This is a genomic window from Marinobacterium sp. BA1 (genome assembly GCF_041155135.1).
GTDB lineage: Bacteria > Pseudomonadota > Gammaproteobacteria > Pseudomonadales > Balneatricaceae > Marinobacterium > Marinobacterium iners.
Map to the genome: position 1 here is coordinate 2,539,674 of NZ_BAAFHC010000001.1, position 21,276 is coordinate 2,560,949.

Consider the following 21,276-nt stretch of genomic DNA (forward strand, 5'->3'; position numbering starts at 1 on the left):
ACCCGTCCCTTATCGGCCGCCAGCCGCCAAACCCTAGCCATTTTGTCCACCCACAGTGGCCACAATCGTGACTTTCTTGTTCTCCGGGATCTCCTGATAGGAGAGTACATGAATCTGGTGTTCTCCATAACGTACAAATTTGGCCATCAGCGGCCGAATCGGGGCTGCCACCAACAGGATGGACGGCTTGCCGGACATCTCCTGCTTTTGAGCGGTCTCGCCCAGCGAGCGCTGCAACCGCTCGGCCATACCGGGCTCCAGTACCATCCCTTCGTCCTGCCCCTGCTGCATGGATCCGAGCAACATCTGTTCCAGTGACGGGTCCAGCGTAATAACAGCGAGCTCCGGTTCCGAGCCATTGACCGTTTGCACAATCAGACGTGACAGCGCCACCCTCACGGCCGCAGTTAACGCCAGCGGATCCTGTGTCCGGTTGACCGCCTCGGCCAGCGCCTCGGCGATGGAGCGGAAATCCTTCAACGGCACCTGTTCCATCAGCAGGTTCTGCAACACCTTCAGCAACGCACTGATCGACAGTTTCTTCGGTACCAACTCTTCCACCAGCTTGGGCGAAGCCTTACTCAGCAGATCAAGCAGTTGCTGTACCTCCTCATGCCCCAGCAATTCATGGGCGTGGGTTTGCAACACCTGATTGATATGGGTCGCCACCACCGTACTGGCATCTACTACTGTATAGCCCAGTGTTTGCGCGTGCTCCTTATGGCTCTTTTCGATCCAGACCGCCTCCAGACCAAACGCCGGGTCACGCACGCTGACCCCTTTCAGCTCTCCGAATACCTGACCCGGGTTGATCGCCAGTTCGCGGTCGGGGTAGATCTCCGCCTCACCTGCTATAACGCCCATCAATGTAATGCGATAGGCGCCGGGCAACAGGTCCAGGTTATCCCGAATATGCACAGACGGCACCAGGAAGCCCAGATCCTGAGACAGCTTCTTGCGCACCCCCTTGATCCGCCCCAGCAGCTGCCCACCCTGCATTTTGTCCACCATCGGAATCAGCCGGTAGCCGACTTCCAGTCCGATCATATCCACCGGCATTACATCATCCCAGCCCAGCTCTTTCTGCTCTTCCGCCGCTGGCTTGCTGTCTGACGGCGCCTCGGCCTCTTCCGCCTTGGCCTGCTCCAGTTTCTGCAACTCCTGACGCCGAATCCACCAGGCAATACCGGCTGCGGCCATCGCCAGCATCAGGAAAGCAAAGTGCGGCATGCCAGGCACAATACCCATTATAAAGAGTATGGCAGCTGCCACAGTCAACGCACGTGGTGAGGCGAACATCTGACGGAATACCTGCGACCCCATCGCTTCGGAGGAGTTGGCACGGGTCACCATCACCGCAGCCGCAGTGGACAGCAACAGCGACGGGATCTGTGCAACCAGCCCGTCACCGATGGTCAGCAGTGAGTAATATTGCAGGGCCAGACTGAAATCCAGCCCGTGCTGCACCATGCCAATCCCCAGACCACCCAACAGGTTGATCACCAAAATCAGGATACCCGCCACCGCATCCCCGCGCACAAACTTCGAGGCACCATCCATGGCACCGTAGAAATCGGCTTCCTGCGTTACTTCTCGACGTCGATCACGCGCCTCTTCCTGACCAATCAGGCCCGCGTTCAAATCGGCATCGATGGCCATCTGCTTGCCGGGCATTGCGTCAAGGGTAAAGCGAGCACTCACTTCGGAAATACGGCCAGCACCCTTGGTCACAACCACAAAGTTGATGATCACAAGAATGATGATCACAAGAATAAGGAACACGATGATACCGACGACATAGTTGCCGCCAACCATCACATCCCCGAAGGCCTCGATCACCTTACCGGCAGCATCCCCTCCCTCATGGCCGTACAGCAGAACCACCCGAGTTGACGCCACATTGAGAGCCAATCGCAGCAGGGTCGCAGCCAGCAGAATGGTTGGAAACACACCGAAATCAAGTGGCCGCAGGGCATAGATCGCCACCAGCAACACCACGATCGATAGAGCAATATTGAAGGTGAAGAACACATCGAGCATGAACGGAGGAACAGGCAACGCCACCATGCCCAGCACGACAAGCAGCAGCAGCGGAATCCCCAGATTCCCCTGCGACAGGCTTCGCATATTGTTCAGGACGACTTGGCGTTCCACTCTTCCTCCGAATGCGTCAAAAAAACATCAAACCAAAGCAACAACACTGCAATCCGAATCAATCCGGCCACATACCGAGAAAAAACGCTGCTTTTCTGACGCTTAACGTACTTCAAGAGGGGTTAAATGCAAAAAACAGGCCAAGCCACCTACTCATCCGGATCCTTGCGATACTCTTCAGGGATATCGATATCTTCATCCCGCAACGGCTCCGGCGCTTCCTCCAACCGTTTGCGATAGCGCTTGAGCTGAAACACATAAGCCAATACCTGGGCAACCGATTGGTAGAGCCCGGCGGGAATCTCGTCACCAATCTCAGTGGCATGATAGAGTGCACGTGCCAGTGGAGGAGCCGACAAAAGCGGCACATCATGCTCCTGTGCGATCTCGCGGATCTTGAGGGCAACAAAGTCCACCCCCTTGGCAACCACACGTGGCGCCCCACTGCCACCCTGATCATACTTCAGCGCGACGGCATAGTGAGTCGGGTTGGTGATCACCACATCGGCCTCAGGCACTTCGGACATCATCTTGCGTTGTGAAATTTCACGCTGGAGTTGACGGATACGCCCCTTGACCTCAGGCTTACCCTCGGTGTTCTTCATCTCATCCTTGACTTCCTGCAGCGTCATTTTCAGCTTCTTGTTGTAGTCGTAGAGCTGAAACGGCACATCAATCAACGAGATGATAATCAACGACAAACTCATCACCAGAAAGGACCAACCCAGAATCTGCAGTGAATGGGCAATGGCCGGTTCCACTGCCTCTCTCGCAAGTGCAAACAGGTCAGGCCGATCCAGCCACAGAACCATGATTGCAAAGGCCCCCACCAATAGAAACTTGGCCAGCGCCTTGAACAACTCAATCAGAGCCTTGAGCGAGAACATCCGCTTGAGCCCGCTGAGCGGGTTGATGCGACTGCCCTTGGGCTGAATCGCCTGACCGCTGAAATTCCAGCCACCCAGAGCGATCGGGCTCAGCAGTGCCGCCAGCAACGTCAGCAGATAAAACCCCCACAGGCTGAAAAAGCCCTCATACAGGGCCTCACCCAGATGCGTAAACATGCGCGCTGTATCAAAAACATCTTGGCGATCGAGGGTAAAACTTTCCTGCATGATGCTTATCATGGTAGCGGCTACATTACCGCCAAACAGAATAGCGGCAGCTGCCGATGCCAGCAGCAATGCGGTGGAGGCAAGTTCACGTGAGCGTGGAATATCACCTTTTTGTCGCGCATCCTTGATGCGCTTCTCCGTAGGTTGTTCTGTCTTTTCCTGACCCGTCTCTTCAGCCATCTCAGCGCCCTGCTTTTAAAAGCTGACTGACATTCTCCAGCGCTTCGGCCGAGAATGTCTGATAGTGACTGAAAAAACCGGAAAGGCTGACCCAGACAATGAACACCCCCATCAGCATGGTGAAAGGGAAGCCAATCGCAAAGATATTCAACTGGGGTGCCGCCTTGGTCATGATGCCAAAGGCAAAGTTGATCACCAGCAACGCTGTCACGGCCGGTAGTGACATCATGAGCGCAGCCATGAACAGCCACCCACCCCAATGGGCAATTTCCCATAGCGTCATTTTACTGACACCCTCCAGCCCTACCGGAATGACGTCAAAACTGTCCACCATAATTTCGATCAACACCAGATGGCCATTCATCCCCAGAAACAGCATCATCAGATAGATCTGGGACAGGATAACGGTATTCACACCGTTTGCCGGATCGGTCATGGAGGCAAAGCCAAGCCCCATCTGCATTGCCATAATCTGGCCACCAGCCACAAAACTCTGCAGCAGAATATTGGCTGAAAAGCCAAGCAAGGAACCAATCAGTACCTGCTGAGCCACTACAATCCAGTTCTGCAGCGACAAGCCATCAAATTCAGGCATGGGGGGCAACACCGGCACGATTAAAACGGTCACCGCCAGCGCCAGCCCAAGGCGCAAACGCATCGGCAACATCTGGGTACCGATGATCGGCATTGCCATGAAAAAGGAGGAAACACGGAACAGAGGCCAAAGAAAACTGCTGACCATTTGCTCGACCTGCAGCAGGGTAATTTCCATGGCCTAGGAGATCAGTCTGGGGATGTTCATGAACAGGTAATTGAACAGATCCGATATATTGGTAACGATCCAGGGACCTGCCCACATCACCGCCAGCAGCGTTACAATCAGGCGGGGCAAAAAACTCAGCGTCTGTTCGTTTATCTGAGTTGCGGCCTGAAACACCGATATGATCAAACCGACCGCCAGTGCCGGGCCAACAATGACGGCGACGATGATGACCACCAGCCAGAGTGCGCGACCGAACAGGTCAAGCGTCATGCCCGGATCCATAACACCTCCCTAAACACCAAAACTTGCGGCCAGCGTACCGATCACCATGGCCCAGCCATCCACCAATACAAACAACATGATTTTGAATGGCAAAGAGATGATGATTGGAGACAGCATCATCATACCCATGGCCATCAACACACTGGCGACCACCAGGTCGATCACCAGAAAGGGTATGAACAGCATGAAACCGATCTGGAAGGCGGTTTTCAGCTCACTGGTAACGAACGCCGGTATCAGTATAGTAAACGGGATCTCTTCTGCCGTTTCCACTGGAGGCGTTTCCGAGATCCGCATGAACAGCTGCAGATCGCTCTCGCGAGTCTGGTTCAACATGAACTCATGAAAGGGGACACCTGCCGCTTCAAAGGCTTCCATCGGCCCCAGCTCTTCAGCCATATACGGCTGCACAGCGCGGACATTCACCTCTTCCAGCACCGGCGACATGATGAACAGCGTCAGAAATAGAGACAGGCCGATGATGATCTGGTTGGAAGGTGTCTGTTGCAGACCCAATGCCTGCCGCAGAATGGCAAATACTATAATGATGCGTGCAAATGAGGTCATCATCATCAACATGGCCGGCAGGAACGTCAGCAGCGTCATCAATGCCAGGATCTGGATGGTGACGCTGTAGTTGCTGGTTCCATCCTCGCCGGTGACCAGCGTCACGGCCGGAATGCCGGTTTCAGCTACTGCAGCCATGGAGGGCAGCATCAACAGCGGCAATAACAGCATGGGAAGCAGCCTGCATTTCATGACCCGCTTTGCCCCCGTCCCAGTACTTGCTGCAAACGGTCAGCAAAGGCCGCTCCGCGCAACTCTGCCGAATCCAGCACAGGTTCATCAAACCGTGCCAGCAAGCTTACACGACCTGGCGCCACGCCAAGCAGCATCTGCTCCTGCCCGATCTGAACCAGCACGGCACGTTCGCGTTGTCCCAGCGGCAGGGCTGCAAGCACTTTCATCCCCCTGCCCTGCGCCGGCGCACCATTCACTCGGCGGACCAGCCAGGCCAACACCAGGATAAGCCCAACCACCAGCGCTAACCCGAGCAGCAACTGCCCCATAGCACCCAACGACAGCGGGTCCGGCAGATCGACACGCGCACCGGCCTTGCCGGTCTCTTCAGCAGCCGATGCCAGTGTCGGCAACAGCATCAGAGCAAGCAAAGCCCTCATTTAAGCCGCCGAATGCGTTCCTGCGGACTGATCACGTCGGTCAGGCGAATACCATAGCGGTCATTCACCACGACCACTTCACCGTGCGCGATGAGGGTACCATTTACTTTCACATCCAGCGGCTCTCCCGCCACACGGTCGAGTTCAATGACCGATCCCTGACTCAGCTGCAGAAGGTTGCGAATGGCGATCTCCGTACCGCCCACCTCCATGGTCAGGTGTACCGGAATATCCAGAATCACATCCAGCTTGGGATCCGCAATCGGCGTGGATTCATCCTTCAGCTCATCGAGTTCGACACCTTGAGCCCCGCCCCCGGACTGCGCCTGAACATCATCCAGCAGAGCATCTGTATCCACACCGGCATCACCGGTCTGCTGTTCCAGCGCTGCGGCCCACTCGTCCGCCAGCGCCTGTTGATCCTGATCGTTGTTCTCGTCACTCACCTTGGTCACTCTCCGCCGGCCGGTTTACTCACTACCCGGCCGCTTGATGGGGTCCTTGATTTTAACCGCCAGATTACCACGCGAGGTCCCCAGCTGGCACTCAAACATGGGGATGCCGTTGGCTCTCAGCTCAAGATTTTCAGGCATTTCTACCGGGATAACATCGCCCGCTTCCAGCTGCATCACATCACGCAGTGTCAACTCGCGTTCGGCCACGGTCAGATCGAGTTCCAGCGTGGCCATCATGATGTCACGCCGCAATGCTGTCAGCCAGCGCTCATCACCCTTCTCTTCATTGGCCTGCACGCCCGATACCAGTTGCTCGCGGATCGGCTCCAGCATTGAATAGGGCATGGTAATATGCAGCTCGCCGGTACCTCCTTCAAGGTCGATCTGAAACGAGCTCACCACCACAACCTCAGTCGGGTTGATGGCGTTAGCCATGGCCGGATTCACTTCATGACCAATATGCTCAAACTCCAGCTCGGCTACTGAACGCCAGGCATCCTTGAGATCCTGAAACAGCTGCTGCAGGGTTTTGTGAACAATGCGTGTTTCGGTGGGAGTAAACTCTCGCCCCTCGATCTTCGCATGCCGACCATCCCCTCCAAAGAACTGGTCCACCAGCTTGAATACCAACCGTGCATCCATGATGAACAGCGCCGTACCCCGCAATGGATGCACCTTGACCAGGCTCATGCTGGTGGGGACATAAAGGGTATGGATATAGTCGCCGTACTTCATGACCTGGATGCCACCGACGGTCACATCGGCGGTGCGGCGCAGCAAATTAAACAGACTGATTCGAGTGTGGCGGGCAAAACGCTCATTGATCATCTCGAGCGTTGGCATTCGCCCACGCACGATACGCTCATGGCTGGCCAGATCATATGGCCTTATGCCATCAGCATCCTCATCGGCATTGTCTTCGGTCTCGACATCACCGTCATCAACACCGTGCAACAGCGCATCTATTTCATCCTGTGAAAGCAGGTCCTTGACCGACATGGATAACCCTACTGCATCACAAAGTTGGTAAAGAGGATCGTTTCGACCCCGGGCTGGCCGATTTTTTCCTGCATAATCGACTGCACCAGCGCCGTAGCTTCTGTTCGCAGCGCCTGTTTGCCTTCCAGCGTCTGCAGCTCTTCAAATGCCTGGGTAGCGAACAGAGCATTGAGACGTGCCACGATCAACGGCATATGCAGCTTCAGTGCCTCATCCACAACCGGGTCCCGACTTTTGGCCTCGATAAAGGCCTGCATGTAATGCCGCTTGCCATCAGACGACTGCAGGGTTACCACAAAGGATGGCTTGCCCTCCAGCGTACGGACCTTGGTATAGATCGCCTCTCGCTTGACCGCCTCAACCTGCTGAGCTTCGCCATCGGAGCCGTCATCGCCCGACAGCAGGAAGAATGCAGCGGCACCACCCCCACCCAACAACAGGAGCGTCACGGCCACGAGTATGATGATTAACTTCTTTTTGGAACCCTTGGCTCCCTGTTCGTCATCCGCCGCTTCTTCTTTATCTGCCATCAGTGCCTCCGCTGGTCGAGCGTTAATGCGCTTGGATGGAGACTAATATAACACACTGTTTTTGGGGCTGAAGCCTCAGGCGTAATAGTCCACCAGACCGACCTTGACCGAATGCAAAGTCAGCCCTTCGTTCGGACCCGCGTCACCCTGCCCATAACGGCCACCGGGCTGGCCCTGCCGCGCCTGTTCGTGCTGCCCGGATTGCTGCTGGGAGGACTGGTCCGCCACTGAAGAATCTTGCAGATTGAGTCCCTGCTCGGCAAACATTTCGCGCAGACGTGGCATCTGCTGCTCCAGCGCCTCACGAACCATTGGATTGGGGCTGGTGAAGCTGACACTGACCTGATCGCCGCCCTGCATGTGGATACGAATCTGCATGGCACCCAACTCAGGCGGATCAAGCTGAATCTGGGCCGTTCGCGGACCGTGCTGGGCCATCATAATCGCACGCTCACCCATCGCACGCCCCCAGTTGGGCGAGAGCAGCTGTTGCTGAGCCAGTGAAAAGGGTTGCTGTGGCAGGGCACCTCCTGACGCAACACTCTGCGTACGGTTGCCGGCGGCAGCCTGGGCCTGCTGTGAATCCTGCCGCTGAGACGGTTGTTCCTCTCGCCCCTCATCACCCATGTTACTGCCGGTGCCGCTCTGCACTACCTGGTCTGCACGACTGGCCACCATTTCAGCCTGAGCTCGCCCACCAGCCACATCAGGGCCGGAGCGTTGCGCGCCATTAGTCGTAACAGCGGCATCCAACACGCCATCAGATGATGTCGACGCCGTTGCTCCTATTGCCGATTGAGTGGAACTGCTCTGCGGCTGCAGGTTAAGTGGCTGACGCGCCTCACCAGCGGCCGAATCACTGCTCACAAGCGGCTGCCCCGGAGCCGACTGTTCGGCACCGGGTTGTGTAATGGTTTCGGGTTGACCTGTTTCGGTAGGGCGTAATGGATCGACATTCACTTCAGCGCCCATGCCCGCAGCCGGGACGGTTTCAGTGGCTCCACGCTCACCTGCCGTCGCGCCCCCCGACTGTGCCTGCGCACGCATTACCGATGCGGGTATCGCAGGCTGTGCTGGTTCACCCTCTCCCGGGAACGGGTGTGCCGGTGTAGCTCGCACAGTATGTGCCGTTTCATTCTGACGGACGGCCTCACTTTGCCGCACCGCTTCGGCCCTGCTGGCTGCCTGTGCGTCCGAACGCATGGCAGCACGCTGCTGGTCGGCACTGCCCCTCGGCTGTGATTGCGCCATTTGCTGTTGTACTTGTTGCTCACGGTTTTGCTGACCGTTAGCTTGCTGCTGGCGAGCAGCCTCGGCGGCGATCTGTTGATCCCTGAACTGTGTCTGCGCAGACCGCTCCGCTGCTTTCTGTTCCTGCGTCAGTTGCTCGCCATTGCGCTCACCGCGCGCTGCTTCAGACTGACGAAGTTGATCGCTTTGTTGCTCAGACTCAGCTTTCATGGCCGCTTCAGCCTGTTGCCGTGCCTCAGCATTATCAACGCTTGCCATGGTTTGTGCCGTTTTATCAGCTGTTGCGGCCTGAGTATGTGCTGCCTGAGCCTGCACAGCTTGTGCCTGCTGTTTCTCTACTGACTGCTGTTCAGCGTCTTCAGAAGCAGTTTCAAGCAATCGACCGTCTTGTTCCAGCTCAGGGTCAACAACACCACTTGTCTGTTCCGACTCGATGACCGACGCATCCGGCAATTGCTCGCCCGTCGGTGGCAAGGCTGTGCCAGCTTCGGCCTCAACCCTTGCCTCCTGATAGGCCTGTAGCGAACCGTTGAAATGAAAATGAAAACCGCCCCCCTTCATCGGGCTAACCGGAGCAACCGCCCCGCCAGCGGTTGGATTCAGCGATTGTCCAATGCCGCCCAGACCCAGTAACAAAGGGGATGAAGGAGATGGTTGTGTGATTGCCATGAGAGGTTCCTGCATACAAGGTTACAGGGAACAAGCAATTTAAATGCCAAATTCAGATAAAGCGAGGACGACCATGTTGCGAGCGCTCATCAATATCCCGTTGCAGCTTGCGCTCCTGCTCCTGCTGCTCATCCTCACGCGCCTTTCGAATCAGCCGCTCAATCCCTTTCTGGCGAGCATAAACCTGCTGCCAGTAAGCACGCACCTGTTGCAGCTGTTCTCGCGCCTGTTTCAGCGCATGCTCCTGCTCGGAGATGGTCGTATTGATCTTATGCATGAACGCCTGCTGAGTATGCAATGCACCTATACTCAGGCCCTGCTGGCCACTGGTCGTAAACTGCTGCTGATATTCACGCAGATAGGTTTGCAGCTGGGCGATACCGGCTTCCCCCTGACTCACCCGCTTCTGGGCATCCGCCAGAAAGCGGTCAGCTTCCTTGCGCTTGCGCTCGGCAACAGAAAGCACTACCTGTAATCGATCCGATCGTTTCGCTGCCATGCGTCACTGCCTCCTATGGGGTACGCCGCAGGGTTTGCGGCTGGCCAGGCTGATTCTTGGGCTGTGGCGGAGGCGACATCACCATCGCCAGTTCCTGTACGCTGCGCTGCATTGGCATCGGTTCATCCATTCCCTGCTGCAGGTAGGCACGAATGGCAGGCAGCATGTCGACCGCACGATCTGTTTCAGGATCACTGCCGCGCGCATAGGCTCCAACCGAGATCAGGTCCGCATTCTGTTGATAGCGCGAGTACAACCGCTTGAATTGCAATGCCAAGTTCAACTGACTGTTGTCCACGATCTGTGGCATGGCACGGCTGATCGAGGCCTCAATATCCAGCGCGGGATAATGCCCCTGCTCCGCCAGCGTACGAGACAGTACAAAGTGCCCGTCCAGTATGGCGCGCGCCGAATCAGCCACCGGGTCCTGCTGGTCATCACCCTCAGTCAGTACAGTGTAGAAGGCTGTGATGGAGCCCCCTCCTGTTTCACCGTTGCCCGCACGCTCTACCAACTTGGGCAACTTGGCAAATACCGATGGTGGATACCCTTTGGTGGCGGGAGGCTCACCCACAGCCAGCGCGATCTCTCGCTGCGCCTGGGCATAGCGGGTCAAAGAGTCCATCAGCAGTAATACGTTACGCCCCTGTGCACGGAAATATTCGGCAATACGGGTGGTAAGCTGGGCCGCGCGCAGACGCATCAGTGGCGAGTCATCCGCTGGCGAGGCAACCACCACCGAACGTGCCATGCCTTCGGCACCCAGACTGTGATCAATGAATTCACGCACCTCACGACCACGCTCACCGATCAAACCCACAACAGTAATTTCTGCTTCGGTAAAGCGAGTCATCATGCCAAGCAGCACCGATTTGCCTACACCGCTGCCGGCGAACAAACCCAGACGCTGACCTCGGCCTACCGTAAGCAAACCATTGATGGCACGTATCCCGACATCCAGAGTCTGTTCAATCGGGTGTCGATGCAACGGGTTGATGCTTTCGCCGGCCAACGTCACCATGTCGTCGGGCTTGAGTGGTCCCTTTCCGTCCAGCGGACGGCCAATACCGTCAATCACTCGGCCGAGCAGACCGAATCCCACCGGCACCAGACTGGCTCCTACACGCGGACGAACCGCAGCACCGGGGGCCAGTCCGTCCACACTATCCAGTGGCATGAGGTAGATACGATCACCGGCAAAGCCAACCACTTCAGCCTCGACACTGCCATCGCCCTGCAGATCCACCATACAATAGTCGCCCAGGGCCACTTTCAGCCCAACGGCTTCCAGAGTAAGGCCTATCAACCTCGTCACCTGCCCCTCAACACCGGGACGAGGCGGCTCATAATCAACCTGCAGATAACGTTCAAGACGGTGATTCAGGTCCGGCAAGGCGGGCTCCGGTGATCAGTTGGAATTGGCGTCAGGTGTACTGATAAGGCGCGCCAGCAGCTGCTCGGCCACCTGTGCAAAACGTTCTTCAGTGCGATAGTCGACGCGACAACTGCCACTTTCAACGATACAGCTGCCTGCTGCAAGACCTTCGTCTGATTTGAGCTGGAGCCTACTGTCATCCAGCAGTGGCTCCAGGGCTGCAAGCTGGTCAGGATTAACCCGCACCAGGATTTCGCCACTGGCTCTTGGCAGCTGATCCAGCGCCTCATGGACGCTGCGAGCAAGCAGTTCAACTCGTTGACTCAGCTCAGCCTTGACCGCCGCCTCCGACAGAGCCACCACCAGTTTCACAATGGTAGATTCAAGTTCTTCACGCTGCTGTTCGATCGGTTGCTGTAACTGCTCAAGCAAGGCGTCAAGCCTCTCCAGCCTAGCCTTAATCTCGGCCTGACCCGCTTCCAGCCCCTGAGCAAGTCCCTGCTCATAGCCTTCCTTTTGCCCCTGCTCACGGCCTTCGCTCAACCCTTCGGCATGACCTTCCCGTCGCGCCTCCTCACAGATCTCTTCCCACTGTGACAGCGTTAATTTTTCGGCAAATATCTCCTCTTCAACCACGGAGACATCGACATCTTCAAGCGGAGCCTTCGGCTTACGGGCCAGCGCCTGAACAACCGGCGCTTCCACGCCAACATCGGGCGGCAGCCAACGTTCGAGGCTGGCCACATCAGCGGCACGAATACGGGCAGGAGCATCCTGTTTCATCAGATCATCTCTTCGCCGGAGCCACCCAGCATGATTTCACCCTCATCGGCCAAACGACGCGCTACGTTGAGAATCTCCTTCTGAGCATCCTCAACTTCAGACACACGCACCGGGCCCTTGGCCTCAAGGTCATCACGCAACAGCTCGGAGGCACGCTTGGACATGTTCTTGAAAATCTTTTCCTGCAGAGCAGTATCGGCCCCCTTGAGCGCCAACACCAGACTGTCGGTGGAAATTTCGCGCAGAATCACCTGAATGCCGCGATCGTCGACATCGATCAGATTCTCGAACACGAACATGAGATCCGAAATTTCACTTGCCAGCCCTTCATCATTCTCTTTAATGCCTTCCAGCAGTTCAGCTTCAAGACTGGTCTCGATGTAGTTCATGATATTCGCAGCTGAACGCACGCCGCCCAGAGTGCGCGACTGACTGGCCTTGCTGCCGGCAAACTGGGTTTCAAACATGTCGTTCAGTTCCTGCAGGGCCTGCGGCTGAATACGATCCAACGCCGCGATGCGCATGAGGATGTCCAACCGCACCTTTTCATCGAAGTAAGTCAACACGACTGCTGCCTGGTCCGGATCGAGGTAGGCAACCACCACCGCCTGAATCTGGGGATGCTCATAGCGCAGCACTTCGGCAACCTGACGCGGATCCATCCAGCGCAGGGTATCCAGCCCAGAAGTATTGGTGCTGAAAAGGATACGGTCGATCAATGTCTTGGCTTTTTCTTCACCCAATGCCTGATTCAGCATGGCACGGATATAGCGATCGTTATTGATGCCGATGCCGGTCTGGTCACTGACGACATGCATGAAATCGGCAACGACCGACTCGACCCGCGATTGGGGCACATTATCCAGCTGGGTCATCGCCTCGCCGATACGCTGCACTTCCTTGGGGCCCAAGTGCTTAAGAATCTCGGCTGCATCTGACTCGCCCAGGCTGATCAGCAGAATGGCCGCTTTCTGGATGTCCGTGAGATCACTATCATCGCTCATGATCGATCACCCACTGCCGAACTGCCTGCGCCACTTTCTCCGGATCCTCTGCGACCATGCTCCTGATCGCATTGAGCTGATAGTCAAAGCTTTCATTGGGTGTCGGCATGACACCACGATCGGAGCTACCGAGTGTCACCTTGTCATCTGCCACTCCGGCGCCATCCAACCCTTCAAGATCTGCCGATATTTCACCGGCCGGTCCCAGCGTTGCCACTTCACGTCCCTTACCTGCATCCGCCAGGCTGCGCAGAATCGGGCGCAATACACCCAAAATCAGCAGCAACACAAACAGCCCCGCCATCAGCTGCTTCATCAGATCCCAAAACCAGTCCTCCTGCCAAAAGGAAGACTCTTCAACTTCAAATTGCTCAGGGGGCACGAAGGGTGAGTTGACCACTGTGACGCTGTCTCCGCGCAGTGCCGAGAAGCCCACGGCATTGCGTACCAGTACCTGCAGCCGCTCGAGTTCAGCCTCGGTCCATGGCGTACGCACGGTTTCACCGGACTCGGGGTTGATAGTCTGAAGATCATCCACCACAACCGCAACACTCAGGCGTTTCACCACGCCAGATTGATGTCGTGTATAACTGAGGGTACGGTCCAGCTCGTAGTTGCGCACGGCCTGCTCACGGCTTGAACCCGAGCGTGCGGCGCCACCACGTGCGGCAGCATTGGCATCCATCTCCTCAGGAACTGAGTTGGGTCCGGGCGGCTGGTTGGAGAGCGCCCCCGGAACCCCCTGAGCGAGATCACCACTGGCGCGGTTTTCTTCCAGTGTCTGCTCGCTGCGCAACGCCGGCAGATCCGGATTGTATATCTCGTCTGCCTGTTCAACTTCGGTAAAATCGATATCGGTCGACACTTCAGCCCGGAAGTTGCCCAACCCAACAACCGGTTGGAGGATACTGTTGACCCGGTTAAGCAGGGTCTCTTCAATGCTGCGGGTGTACTCGAGCTGTTTTGCCGCCAGCACCACATCCTGGTCCTGGCTGCGTGTGTTGAGCAGACGCCCTTTCTGATCAACTACCGTGACATCATCCACCGCCAGCTCAGGAATACTGGACGCCACCAGATTGGCGATCGCGGCCACCTGATCCCGCTCCAGCGTGCGCCCGGAAAACATTTCGATAAATACAGAGGCACGCGGCTTGCGCTGATCACGTACAAAAACAGACTCTTTCGGCAACGCGAGATGAACACGGGCAGAACGTACCGCAAGCAGGCTGCTGATGGTACGCGCCAACTCGCCTTCCAGCCCACGGCGGAAGCGAGCATTCTCCATGAACTGACTGGTCCCCAGCCCCTGTTCCTGTTCCAGCAGCTCAAAGCCTACCGTCTTGTCAGCGGTAAAACCTTCAGCGGCCAGTTTTAGCCGCGCTTGATGCACATGCTCCTGCGGCACAAGAATTGCCCGGCCGTCAGCGTCAAACTTGTACGGCATGTTATACAGCCGTAACTGTTCAATCACTTCATTGGCATCGGAAAAGTTGAGATTGGAAAACAGCACCCGATAATCCGGCTTCTGTGACCAGAGCACAACGGCAAAGCCGATGGCGATGCTGGCAGCCAGCCCCACCATCAGACCCAGCTGGCGCAGGATTCCCAGGCTGTTAAAGCCGGTCATCAAACTGCCCTTGCTGTTAAGTTGTGCCGGTGTGTTATCCATTCAGCCCTGACCGTGTAAAACCTGAAAACATTAAATCGGCATCTTCATGACATCTTCATACGCCGTTACCAAACGATTACGCACCTGAGTCATAGCCTGAAACGAGACCGAAGACTTCTGAGCCTGAATCATGACCTGCGGCAGATCCACGCCAGGATCGCCCCGCTCATACGCTTCACGCAGCCGTGATGCTTCCGACTGGTGTTCATTGACCTTATCCACAGCCCCTTTGAGCAGCGTCGCAAAACTGTTGCTTTCGGTCTTGCTGATCCCCGGCGCACCAATACCTTCGGCCCTAAGATCCAGCATTTCGACCGGACGCGGCCCCTGCTGCACCTCTGACTTGATCGCGCGCATCTGTGACAGAAGGCTGTTGATATCAGCTCGTTCAATCATGCAGAGCTTCCTCCCGGACGGCAATATTTTGACATTATAGAGACTAACCCTCCCGCTTCAAGCTGCAATCACGCCAGAGTTGACAATATCCTGACGCCAATTGAGCCTGACAAGGGTCATGCTGTTACTGCTTAACGCTATAATGCAAAAAGCGGGCCATATAGCCCGCCGGGGAACCTGACGTTAATGCATGCCCTAGTATCGCCCTTCTGGCGATTCACCGTAGCGCAGCCGCACATACATCAGCGCTACCGTGATGGCGTCTCCCAAAGCTGTGTGCCGCTCAAGGATGGGGATATCCAGTTTGCCTGCAATGGTGTCAAAGCGCAGGTCGATATTACCCCCCACATGCTTCCACTTGATGATGTCGTGATAGACGTGGGAAAGCTCAACAGCCTTGTTGGGCAGGCCGAAACCGTACTTGGGGCGGATAAACTTGTCCAGCATGCGAATATCAAAATTGACGTAGTAACCGAGAATGGGACGATTGCCGACGAATTCGAGCACCTTTTCCAGAGCCTCGTCCAGCTCGATGCCATCCGCCAGATCGCTGGCTCTGATCTTGTGGATTTTGATGGAATCACCGCTGAGGCTGGCCGGAGGCTTCAATTTCAGGTCGAGACGCTCACTGGTAATCACTTTACGCCCTTTGATGCGCACAGCTCCGATCGACAGTATTTCGGCCTTTTTCACATCAAGACTGGTGGTTTCACAGTCAAGTGACACGACTTCGTCACCCTTGTAGGCTTCGAACAGATGCGCCCAGGGCCCTTCCCTGTGCTCACGTTTCTCTTTCAGACGCCGTATTGAGCGCGGAATGATCATCTACATCAGCCTCCCAGGTGGTAACGCATTGTCAGGTGCTTTTTGAACCCTTTCACCACATGCAAGGCATCACGCAGCAGTTCCCGCTCAAGCTTGTTCAGCTGCTGCAGGTCGATCATGTTTGGGGTTGGATCGGCTCCATCAGGACTTTCTTCGGCACGGCGGATCTGCTGCCGCAGACGCAGCTGAATAAACAGCGCCAGCGCTTCCGATAAATCACGGCCATGCTGTTCCTGCATCTGGCCACTTTCCATCAGCGCCTCAATGCGCTGGAAAGTATTCGTCTTGAGGATGCGCTGTTCAAGCGCGATGGTACGGACACCATGCACAATGGGGAAAATCCCGCCTTTCTTGATATCCAGCTGCCCCTTGTCCTTGAGGTTGCCGAAGAAGGTAAGTGGCGTATCAAACCCAATCGCGGCACGGGCAAAATGCGAGAAAAACACATCATTGTTCCGCAGGTGACGCAGGAACCAGTTACGCGCCACCTTGAACAGCGCCTCGTTACCCGCTACCGGCTTGGCATCAACCGCAATGGCCAGGTTCATCTGTGCACTGCCTTCACAGGTGTCGGCCCAATCACTGAGCTTCTGGGTCCAGTCACCCACCGAATTGACCCATTCGGGATTGGACACCATGATGTTACCTGGACAAGGCGGAAAGCCGAATGAAATCAGAGTCTCGCTGAATTGCTGCATGCATTGCTGCATTTCAGGCCAGGCCAGATTGTCACGAAATATAAGCGCGTTATCCTGATCGGTTTTCATGATCTGCTCGGCACGCCCCTCCGACCCCATCACGATCAAGCAGACGTGCGGCTGCATGTCCGCAGGGACGATCAGATCGAACAGCTTGGCAATAATGCGCCCGTTCATGGCCGCCAGCAGATCCATGGTAAAACGAATCTTGACGCCGGTAGAGATCAACGCCTTGATCAGCTCATTCAGGCCCTGTGCGGCCTCACGCAACTGGTCGATGCTGGCTGCACGCTCGATGCGCAAGCCAATCACATGGGAATGGCTGGAGAAGTAGCTGAGCACATCGGTCAGCTCGACAATACCCACCATCTCCTGACCATCCATCACGACTACACGCTCAATCTGCTGCTGAGTCATCATCACAAGCGCGTTGAACAGGTAGTCCTCATGGTCAATGGCGATCAATCGATAACTGGCGATATCGGACACATCCGTTTCCAGTGGCAGCTGCTTCAGCACGACTGCGTCCAGCAGATCAGTCCCGGTTACCATGCCATAACGACCACCCTTGCGTGCCAGTACACAGTCCGCTTTATGGCTTCGCATAAGCTCGGTTGCAGCACGAATGCTGGTCCCTTGCTCTACCACCAACGGCTCACGAACAGTGGCATCGGTGATTTTGGCCAGCATGAACTCAGCCATGTCCTGATTACTGCCATGCTGAGCGACAATCTCACGCTTTACCGCCAGGTTCTGCTGGAAGTAATCGGCAAACTGGGCATTGGTCGCCATCAAGTCCAGCAGTGTTCGTGTCGGCAGGATATGACAAATGGTTTCCTCTTCCGCCACGAAATTATGGATCGCCTTGCCTCTCAGTGCCGACCAGCCGCCGAAGTAGTCTTCGTTCTCATAGTGTACGAACACATGCTGAGTTCTTTTTTCGCCATCCTCGGCAACCGCTTCACTCTCGCTGACTCGGCCTTTCAGCACCACATGCAGGCCGTCTGGCACCTCACCTGCCTGGATGACGGTTTCGCCTTTCTGGAAATAGGCGATATCCAGGTTGGCACGCAGCAGCGTTTGCTCCTCCTCATTCAGCAGGCTGAAAGGGATGTTATCGATCTTGAACGAGTTGGGCATTTTCTACTCCTGCAGCTCGAGACAAAGGCGGGGCCGACTCATGCAGAACACATAAGCCCACATAAGCACAATCATGAGAAAAGCAGGGCCTTCCTGAGAAAACCAGAAGTCAGGTGGGGTGTTTGAAAGGCGGGCTTGATGCTGCTCATCGATAAAGACAGTGCCATATCCATACAAGGCAGCAAGACAGATAACCAGACCGGTAAGACTAATTCTGAGGTTCTCGCGCCAACTTGCCTTGGCGCCTTCTTTACCTGAATACATGACACCACTCTGTTGTTGTTATATCCGGTGAAAGCCTGTGGGCTTATCCACTGAATCTAACAAACACAGGTGGCTAAATATGCCCCGACTTTAGTCGGAGCGGTTCGTTGTGCCAAGGCCAGTCAGGGCTGGCACAGCATCTGATATACCTGCTTTCCTCTGGCAATCTGCTCTGCAGGCGAAGCCATCGGCCGCCCCTCCTCATCCAGCTTAACCACTTCACGGTTATCACAGTTGAGCAGATACCCCTGAGGATGCGCCTGAGTTACATGGTGCTTCTCGAACCGATACAACACAAACCTGACCACCTGTTCACCCGTTTCAAGAGTTCGGCTGTCGGCATTGGTTACATCCAGTGCAGTAAAGGCGGTTTCCAGAGGAACCAGATAGGTCCACGGGCGCCACACCATACTGTCCGTTTCGGTTTCGATCACAGCAGTACCTTCAGGCAACCTGGACTTGATCAGATCCAGTGCGCTGTATTCAATATAGATCTGGTAGGCCAGCATACCAGCACCTGCAAAAGCAGGAATGATCCACTTGGGGAGTTTTTTTCGGCTCAGCATACGCAGGATGAGCGCTACCCCCGCGGCACCGAGACCGGCAAACGCTGTTGCAACCAGATTCCAGATCATACTTCTCACTTCCTGAAAAAAGTCGGGCTTCCAGTTGGAAGCCCGATTTGGATCAACCCTTGTCAGACACCTGCTGTCTGTACTCAGGCAGTATTATGCTCAGTGGTCAACCGCAGCGCCAGCACCTTTCGGGTAACGCACGCTTTCTACCAGTTCCTGAATCTCAACCGGCGGCTCTTCAGTCATGTGAGACACAGCGAAGGCAACCACGAAGTTGATCATCGCACCCACCGCACCGAAGGACAGCGGAGAGATGCCCAGAATCCAGTTATCCGGAGTGTTGGCCAGAGTGTTGGTTTCCGGGATGAAGAACCAGCCCAGGAAGGTGAAGATGTACACCAGAGTACTCAGCAGACCAGCCAGCATACCGGCGACTGCACCCTTGTTGTTCACCCGCTTGGAGAAGATACCCATCATAAGGGCCGGGAAGATGGACGCAGCTGCGATACCGAACGCCAGTGTACCGTCTGCGCCGCAAACCCTGGCGGGTTCAGACCCAGATAGGTTGCTACCAGAATCGCTACAGCCATGGAGATACGAGCCGCCATCAATTCACCCTTATCGGTGATATTCGGGTTGATCATGGTTTTGATCAGGTCGTGCGATACGGCAGAGGAGATCGCCAGCAGCAACCCTGCTGCAGTCGACAGTGCCGCTGCAATACCACCGGCCGCAATCAGACCGATAACCCAACCCGGCAGCTGAGCAATCTCGGGGTTGGCCAGTACCAGAATATCGTTGTTTACAGTCAGCTCGTTACCGCTCCAGCCACGCGCCTGCTCAACGGAAGCAAAATCATCGCCCGCTTTGGCATTGTAGAACTGGATGCGACCGTCACTGTTCTTGTCTTCAAACTTGATCAGACCGGTTTCTTCCCAGGTTTTCACCCAGTCAGGACGCTCGGCGTACTCGATGGCCGGCTCAGTCGGGCCATTCGGATACACCGTGGTGATCAGGTTCAGACGAGCCATGGAAGCAACCGCCGGAGCCGTCAGGTACAGCAGCGCGATGAAGATCAGTGCCCAGCCAGCAGACCAGCGCGCATCAGCCACCTTCGGTACAGTGAAGAAGCGGATGATAACGTGCGGCAGACCTGCAGTACCGATCATCAGAGACAGCGTGAACAGAACCATGTTCAGCTTGTTGTCCACATCAGCGGTGTAATCACGGAAGCCCAGTTCACGAACCACTTCGTCCAGCTTGGTCAGCAGCGGCAGACCGGATTCGGTGTGCTCGCCGAACATGCCAAACATCGGGATCGGGTTACCGGTCAGCTGCAAAGAGATGAACACGGCCGGGATGGTGTAGGCGATGATCAGCACCACGTACTGAGCCACCTGGGTGTAGGTGATACCCTTCATGCCACCAAATACGGCGTAGAAGAATACAACCGCTGCCGCAATCCAGATACCGGCAGTACTGCTCACTTCCAGGAAGCGAGAGAAGGCAACACCGGCACCGGTCATCTGACCGATTACGTAGGTAACAGACGCCACGATCAGGCAGATTACCGCCACCAGGCGCGCACCACGACTGTAGAAGCGATCGCCAATGAAGTCAGGTACGGTGAACTTGCCGAACTTGCGCAGGTACGGGGCCAGCAGCATCGCCAGCAGTACATAACCACCAGTCCAACCCATCAGGAAGGAGGAGTTGACATAACCTGCAGACAGCAGACCCGCCATGGAGATAAAGGAGGCAGCTGACATCCAGTCAGCAGCGGTCGCCATACCGTTGGCAACCGGGTGAACACCCCCGCCTGCAACGTAGAACTCTTTGGTAGAACCGGCACGGGCCCAGATGGCGATGCCGAAGTAGAGTGCAAAGGATGCACCTACGAAGATCAAGTTAATTGCAAACTGACTCATACCGGCTTACTCCTCCAGACCCATCTCTTTATCGAGCTTGTTCATTCTCCAGGCGTAGTGGAAGATGATGCCGATAAAGGTAAGGATGGAGCCCTGCTGGGCAAACCAGAAGCCGAGGTCAGCGCCACCGACCGGAATGCCGGACAGCATGCCACGGAACAGGATGCCGCAGCCATAGGACACAAGGGCCCACACGACCAGACTTCCCAGGATCAGACGAAGGTTCGTCGACCAGTATTGAGCAGCTTTGGATTTATCATCTGCCATGTTGTTTCTCCGTTTTCTTGTTATTGGAGCCGAGAGTAATTCCAGAGTGATCTTGCAGAAAGAACGCACGGAATAAAAGCCCCGACTTTAGTAGAACACTGTATTCCCTGCCGTACCCGAACAAAAATAACATCGAAGAATCAGCATGTTACAAAAACATTCAAAAAACATGATCCGTGGCATGTAATACAATGGTCACAGGCCTTTGGTCCGCTCTGGTGTCCGTAACGGTGCCGACACAAGACTTAGGCGCTACACTAGCCGCCTGATCCAC

21 protein-coding genes and 1 pseudogene are annotated in these 21,276 nt (G+C 55.8%); all 22 read right to left on the reverse strand.

Annotated features, from left to right (window positions below; translation table 11 throughout):
- Positions 1 to 33: 33 nt before the first annotated feature.
- Positions 34 to 2,154 carry a flagellar biosynthesis protein FlhA gene (gene flhA / locus ACAM29_RS12270; RefSeq protein WP_369624308.1) on the reverse strand — a complete coding sequence of 707 codons (2,121 nt, stop codon included), beginning with the start codon at positions 2,152 to 2,154 and terminating at the stop codon, positions 34 to 36.
- Positions 2,155 to 2,303: 149 nt separating this feature from the next.
- Positions 2,304 to 3,449, reverse strand: coding sequence for a flagellar biosynthesis protein FlhB (flhB, locus tag ACAM29_RS12275; protein ID WP_206839122.1), 1,146 nt, complete (start codon positions 3,447 to 3,449; stop codon positions 2,304 to 2,306).
- A gap of 1 nt (position 3,450) precedes the next feature.
- On the reverse strand, positions 3,451 to 4,221 hold the full coding sequence (gene fliR, locus ACAM29_RS12280) for a flagellar biosynthetic protein FliR (RefSeq protein WP_369624309.1): 771 nt from the start codon (positions 4,219 to 4,221) through the stop codon (positions 3,451 to 3,453).
- 3 nt (positions 4,222 to 4,224) lie between these two features.
- On the reverse strand, positions 4,225 to 4,494 hold the full coding sequence (gene fliQ / locus ACAM29_RS12285) for a flagellar biosynthesis protein FliQ (RefSeq protein WP_091822419.1): 270 nt from the start codon (positions 4,492 to 4,494) through the stop codon (positions 4,225 to 4,227).
- A 9-nt stretch (positions 4,495 to 4,503) separates the two neighbouring features.
- Positions 4,504 to 5,253 carry a flagellar type III secretion system pore protein FliP gene (fliP, locus tag ACAM29_RS12290; protein WP_206839120.1) on the reverse strand — a complete coding sequence of 250 codons (750 nt, stop codon included), beginning with the start codon at positions 5,251 to 5,253 and terminating at the stop codon, positions 4,504 to 4,506.
- A complete protein-coding gene (gene fliO, locus ACAM29_RS12295) occupies positions 5,250 to 5,675 on the reverse strand; it encodes a flagellar biosynthetic protein FliO (protein WP_369624310.1) in 426 nt (141 codons plus the stop codon). The genes fliP and fliO overlap by 4 nt, the downstream gene beginning before the upstream one ends.
- Positions 5,672 to 6,121 carry a flagellar motor switch protein FliN gene (gene fliN / locus ACAM29_RS12300; RefSeq protein ID WP_091822880.1) on the reverse strand — a complete coding sequence of 150 codons (450 nt, stop codon included), beginning with the start codon at positions 6,119 to 6,121 and terminating at the stop codon, positions 5,672 to 5,674. The genes fliO and fliN overlap by 4 nt, the downstream gene beginning before the upstream one ends.
- A gap of 24 nt (positions 6,122 to 6,145) precedes the next feature.
- The gene (gene fliM, locus ACAM29_RS12305; protein WP_091822427.1) at positions 6,146 to 7,129 is read right to left on the reverse strand and encodes a flagellar motor switch protein FliM; all 984 of its coding nucleotides are present in this window, start codon (positions 7,127 to 7,129) and stop codon (positions 6,146 to 6,148) included.
- An 8-nt stretch (positions 7,130 to 7,137) separates the two neighbouring features.
- Entirely contained in the window at positions 7,138 to 7,659 is a 522-nt protein-coding gene (locus ACAM29_RS12310; RefSeq protein ID WP_369624311.1) for a flagellar basal body-associated FliL family protein, read from the reverse strand.
- 75 nt (positions 7,660 to 7,734) lie between these two features.
- Positions 7,735 to 9,579 carry a flagellar hook-length control protein FliK gene (locus ACAM29_RS12315; protein WP_369624312.1) on the reverse strand — a complete coding sequence of 615 codons (1,845 nt, stop codon included), beginning with the start codon at positions 9,577 to 9,579 and terminating at the stop codon, positions 7,735 to 7,737.
- A gap of 52 nt (positions 9,580 to 9,631) precedes the next feature.
- Positions 9,632 to 10,078, reverse strand: a complete 447-nt coding sequence (gene fliJ / locus ACAM29_RS12320) for a flagellar export protein FliJ (RefSeq protein WP_354410483.1) — start codon at positions 10,076 to 10,078, stop codon at positions 9,632 to 9,634.
- A gap of 13 nt (positions 10,079 to 10,091) precedes the next feature.
- Positions 10,092 to 11,471: a flagellar protein export ATPase FliI gene (gene fliI / locus ACAM29_RS12325; RefSeq protein WP_139253870.1), complete on the reverse strand. Its 1,380-nt coding sequence runs from the start codon at positions 11,469 to 11,471 to the stop codon at positions 10,092 to 10,094.
- A 15-nt stretch (positions 11,472 to 11,486) separates the two neighbouring features.
- The gene (locus tag ACAM29_RS12330; protein ID WP_369624313.1) at positions 11,487 to 12,236 is read right to left on the reverse strand and encodes a flagellar assembly protein FliH; all 750 of its coding nucleotides are present in this window, start codon (positions 12,234 to 12,236) and stop codon (positions 11,487 to 11,489) included.
- A complete protein-coding gene (gene fliG / locus ACAM29_RS12335; protein WP_091822444.1) occupies positions 12,236 to 13,240 on the reverse strand; it encodes a flagellar motor switch protein FliG in 1,005 nt (334 codons plus the stop codon). Before fliG ends, ACAM29_RS12330 begins: the two co-directional genes overlap by 1 nt.
- Positions 13,230 to 14,909: a flagellar basal-body MS-ring/collar protein FliF gene (gene fliF / locus ACAM29_RS12340; protein WP_206839099.1), complete on the reverse strand. Its 1,680-nt coding sequence runs from the start codon at positions 14,907 to 14,909 to the stop codon at positions 13,230 to 13,232. The genes fliG and fliF overlap by 11 nt, the downstream gene beginning before the upstream one ends.
- Positions 14,910 to 14,939: 30 nt before the next feature.
- Positions 14,940 to 15,305, reverse strand: a complete 366-nt coding sequence (fliE, locus tag ACAM29_RS12345; RefSeq protein WP_091822449.1) for a flagellar hook-basal body complex protein FliE — start codon at positions 15,303 to 15,305, stop codon at positions 14,940 to 14,942.
- A 195-nt stretch (positions 15,306 to 15,500) separates the two neighbouring features.
- Complete coding sequence (locus ACAM29_RS12350; protein ID WP_091822451.1) at positions 15,501 to 16,130, reverse strand: 3'-5' exonuclease; 630 nt, start codon at positions 16,128 to 16,130, stop codon at positions 15,501 to 15,503.
- Between the two features lie 5 nt (positions 16,131 to 16,135).
- Entirely contained in the window at positions 16,136 to 17,968 is a 1,833-nt protein-coding gene (locus ACAM29_RS12355) for a DUF294 nucleotidyltransferase-like domain-containing protein (protein ID WP_354410492.1), read from the reverse strand.
- A gap of 3 nt (positions 17,969 to 17,971) precedes the next feature.
- The gene (locus ACAM29_RS12360) at positions 17,972 to 18,232 is read right to left on the reverse strand and encodes a sodium/substrate symporter small subunit (protein ID WP_369624314.1); all 261 of its coding nucleotides are present in this window, start codon (positions 18,230 to 18,232) and stop codon (positions 17,972 to 17,974) included.
- Between the two features lie 122 nt (positions 18,233 to 18,354).
- On the reverse strand, positions 18,355 to 18,867 hold the full coding sequence (locus ACAM29_RS12365) for a hypothetical protein (protein ID WP_091822459.1): 513 nt from the start codon (positions 18,865 to 18,867) through the stop codon (positions 18,355 to 18,357).
- Positions 18,868 to 18,966: 99 nt separating this feature from the next.
- Positions 18,967 to 20,735 (reverse strand): annotated as a pseudogene (locus ACAM29_RS12370) (sodium:solute symporter family protein).
- Between the two features lie 6 nt (positions 20,736 to 20,741).
- Positions 20,742 to 21,002 carry a DUF4212 domain-containing protein gene (locus ACAM29_RS12375; RefSeq protein ID WP_091822464.1) on the reverse strand — a complete coding sequence of 87 codons (261 nt, stop codon included), beginning with the start codon at positions 21,000 to 21,002 and terminating at the stop codon, positions 20,742 to 20,744.
- Positions 21,003 to 21,276: the final 274 nt, after the last annotated feature.

Bases quoted from the DNA above. Each gene is read 5' to 3' on its own strand.
- flhB (WP_206839122.1), bottom strand. From the start codon at position 3,449: ATGGCTGAAGAGACGGGTCAGGAAAAGACAGAACAACCTACGGAGAAG.
- fliR (WP_369624309.1), bottom strand. From the start codon at position 4,221: ATGGAAATTACCCTGCTGCAGGTCGAGCAAATGGTCAGCAGTTTTCTT.
- fliQ (WP_091822419.1), bottom strand. From the start codon at position 4,494: ATGGATCCGGGCATGACGCTTGACCTGTTCGGTCGCGCACTCTGGCTG.
- fliP (WP_206839120.1), bottom strand. From the start codon at position 5,253: ATGAAATGCAGGCTGCTTCCCATGCTGTTATTGCCGCTGTTGATGCTG.
- fliO (WP_369624310.1), bottom strand. From the start codon at position 5,675: ATGAGGGCTTTGCTTGCTCTGATGCTGTTGCCGACACTGGCATCGGCT.
- fliM (WP_091822427.1), bottom strand. From the start codon at position 7,129: ATGTCGGTCAAGGACCTGCTTTCACAGGATGAAATAGATGCGCTGTTG.
- ACAM29_RS12310 (WP_369624311.1), bottom strand. From the start codon at position 7,659: ATGGCAGATAAAGAAGAAGCGGCGGATGACGAACAGGGAGCCAAGGGT.
- ACAM29_RS12315 (WP_369624312.1), bottom strand. From the start codon at position 9,579: ATGGCAATCACACAACCATCTCCTTCATCCCCTTTGTTACTGGGTCTG.
- fliJ (WP_354410483.1), bottom strand. From the start codon at position 10,078: ATGGCAGCGAAACGATCGGATCGATTACAGGTAGTGCTTTCTGTTGCC.
- ACAM29_RS12330 (WP_369624313.1), bottom strand. From the start codon at position 12,236: ATGAAACAGGATGCTCCTGCCCGTATTCGTGCCGCTGATGTGGCCAGC.
- fliG (WP_091822444.1), bottom strand. From the start codon at position 13,240: ATGAGCGATGATAGTGATCTCACGGACATCCAGAAAGCGGCCATTCTG.
- fliF (WP_206839099.1), bottom strand. From the start codon at position 14,909: ATGGATAACACACCGGCACAACTTAACAGCAAGGGCAGTTTGATGACC.
- fliE (WP_091822449.1), bottom strand. From the start codon at position 15,305: ATGATTGAACGAGCTGATATCAACAGCCTTCTGTCACAGATGCGCGCG.
- ACAM29_RS12350 (WP_091822451.1), bottom strand. From the start codon at position 16,130: ATGATCATTCCGCGCTCAATACGGCGTCTGAAAGAGAAACGTGAGCAC.
- ACAM29_RS12355 (WP_354410492.1), bottom strand. From the start codon at position 17,968: ATGCCCAACTCGTTCAAGATCGATAACATCCCTTTCAGCCTGCTGAAT.
- ACAM29_RS12360 (WP_369624314.1), bottom strand. From the start codon at position 18,232: ATGTATTCAGGTAAAGAAGGCGCCAAGGCAAGTTGGCGCGAGAACCTC.
- ACAM29_RS12365 (WP_091822459.1), bottom strand. From the start codon at position 18,867: ATGATCTGGAATCTGGTTGCAACAGCGTTTGCCGGTCTCGGTGCCGCG.
- ACAM29_RS12375 (WP_091822464.1), bottom strand. From the start codon at position 21,002: ATGGCAGATGATAAATCCAAAGCTGCTCAATACTGGTCGACGAACCTT.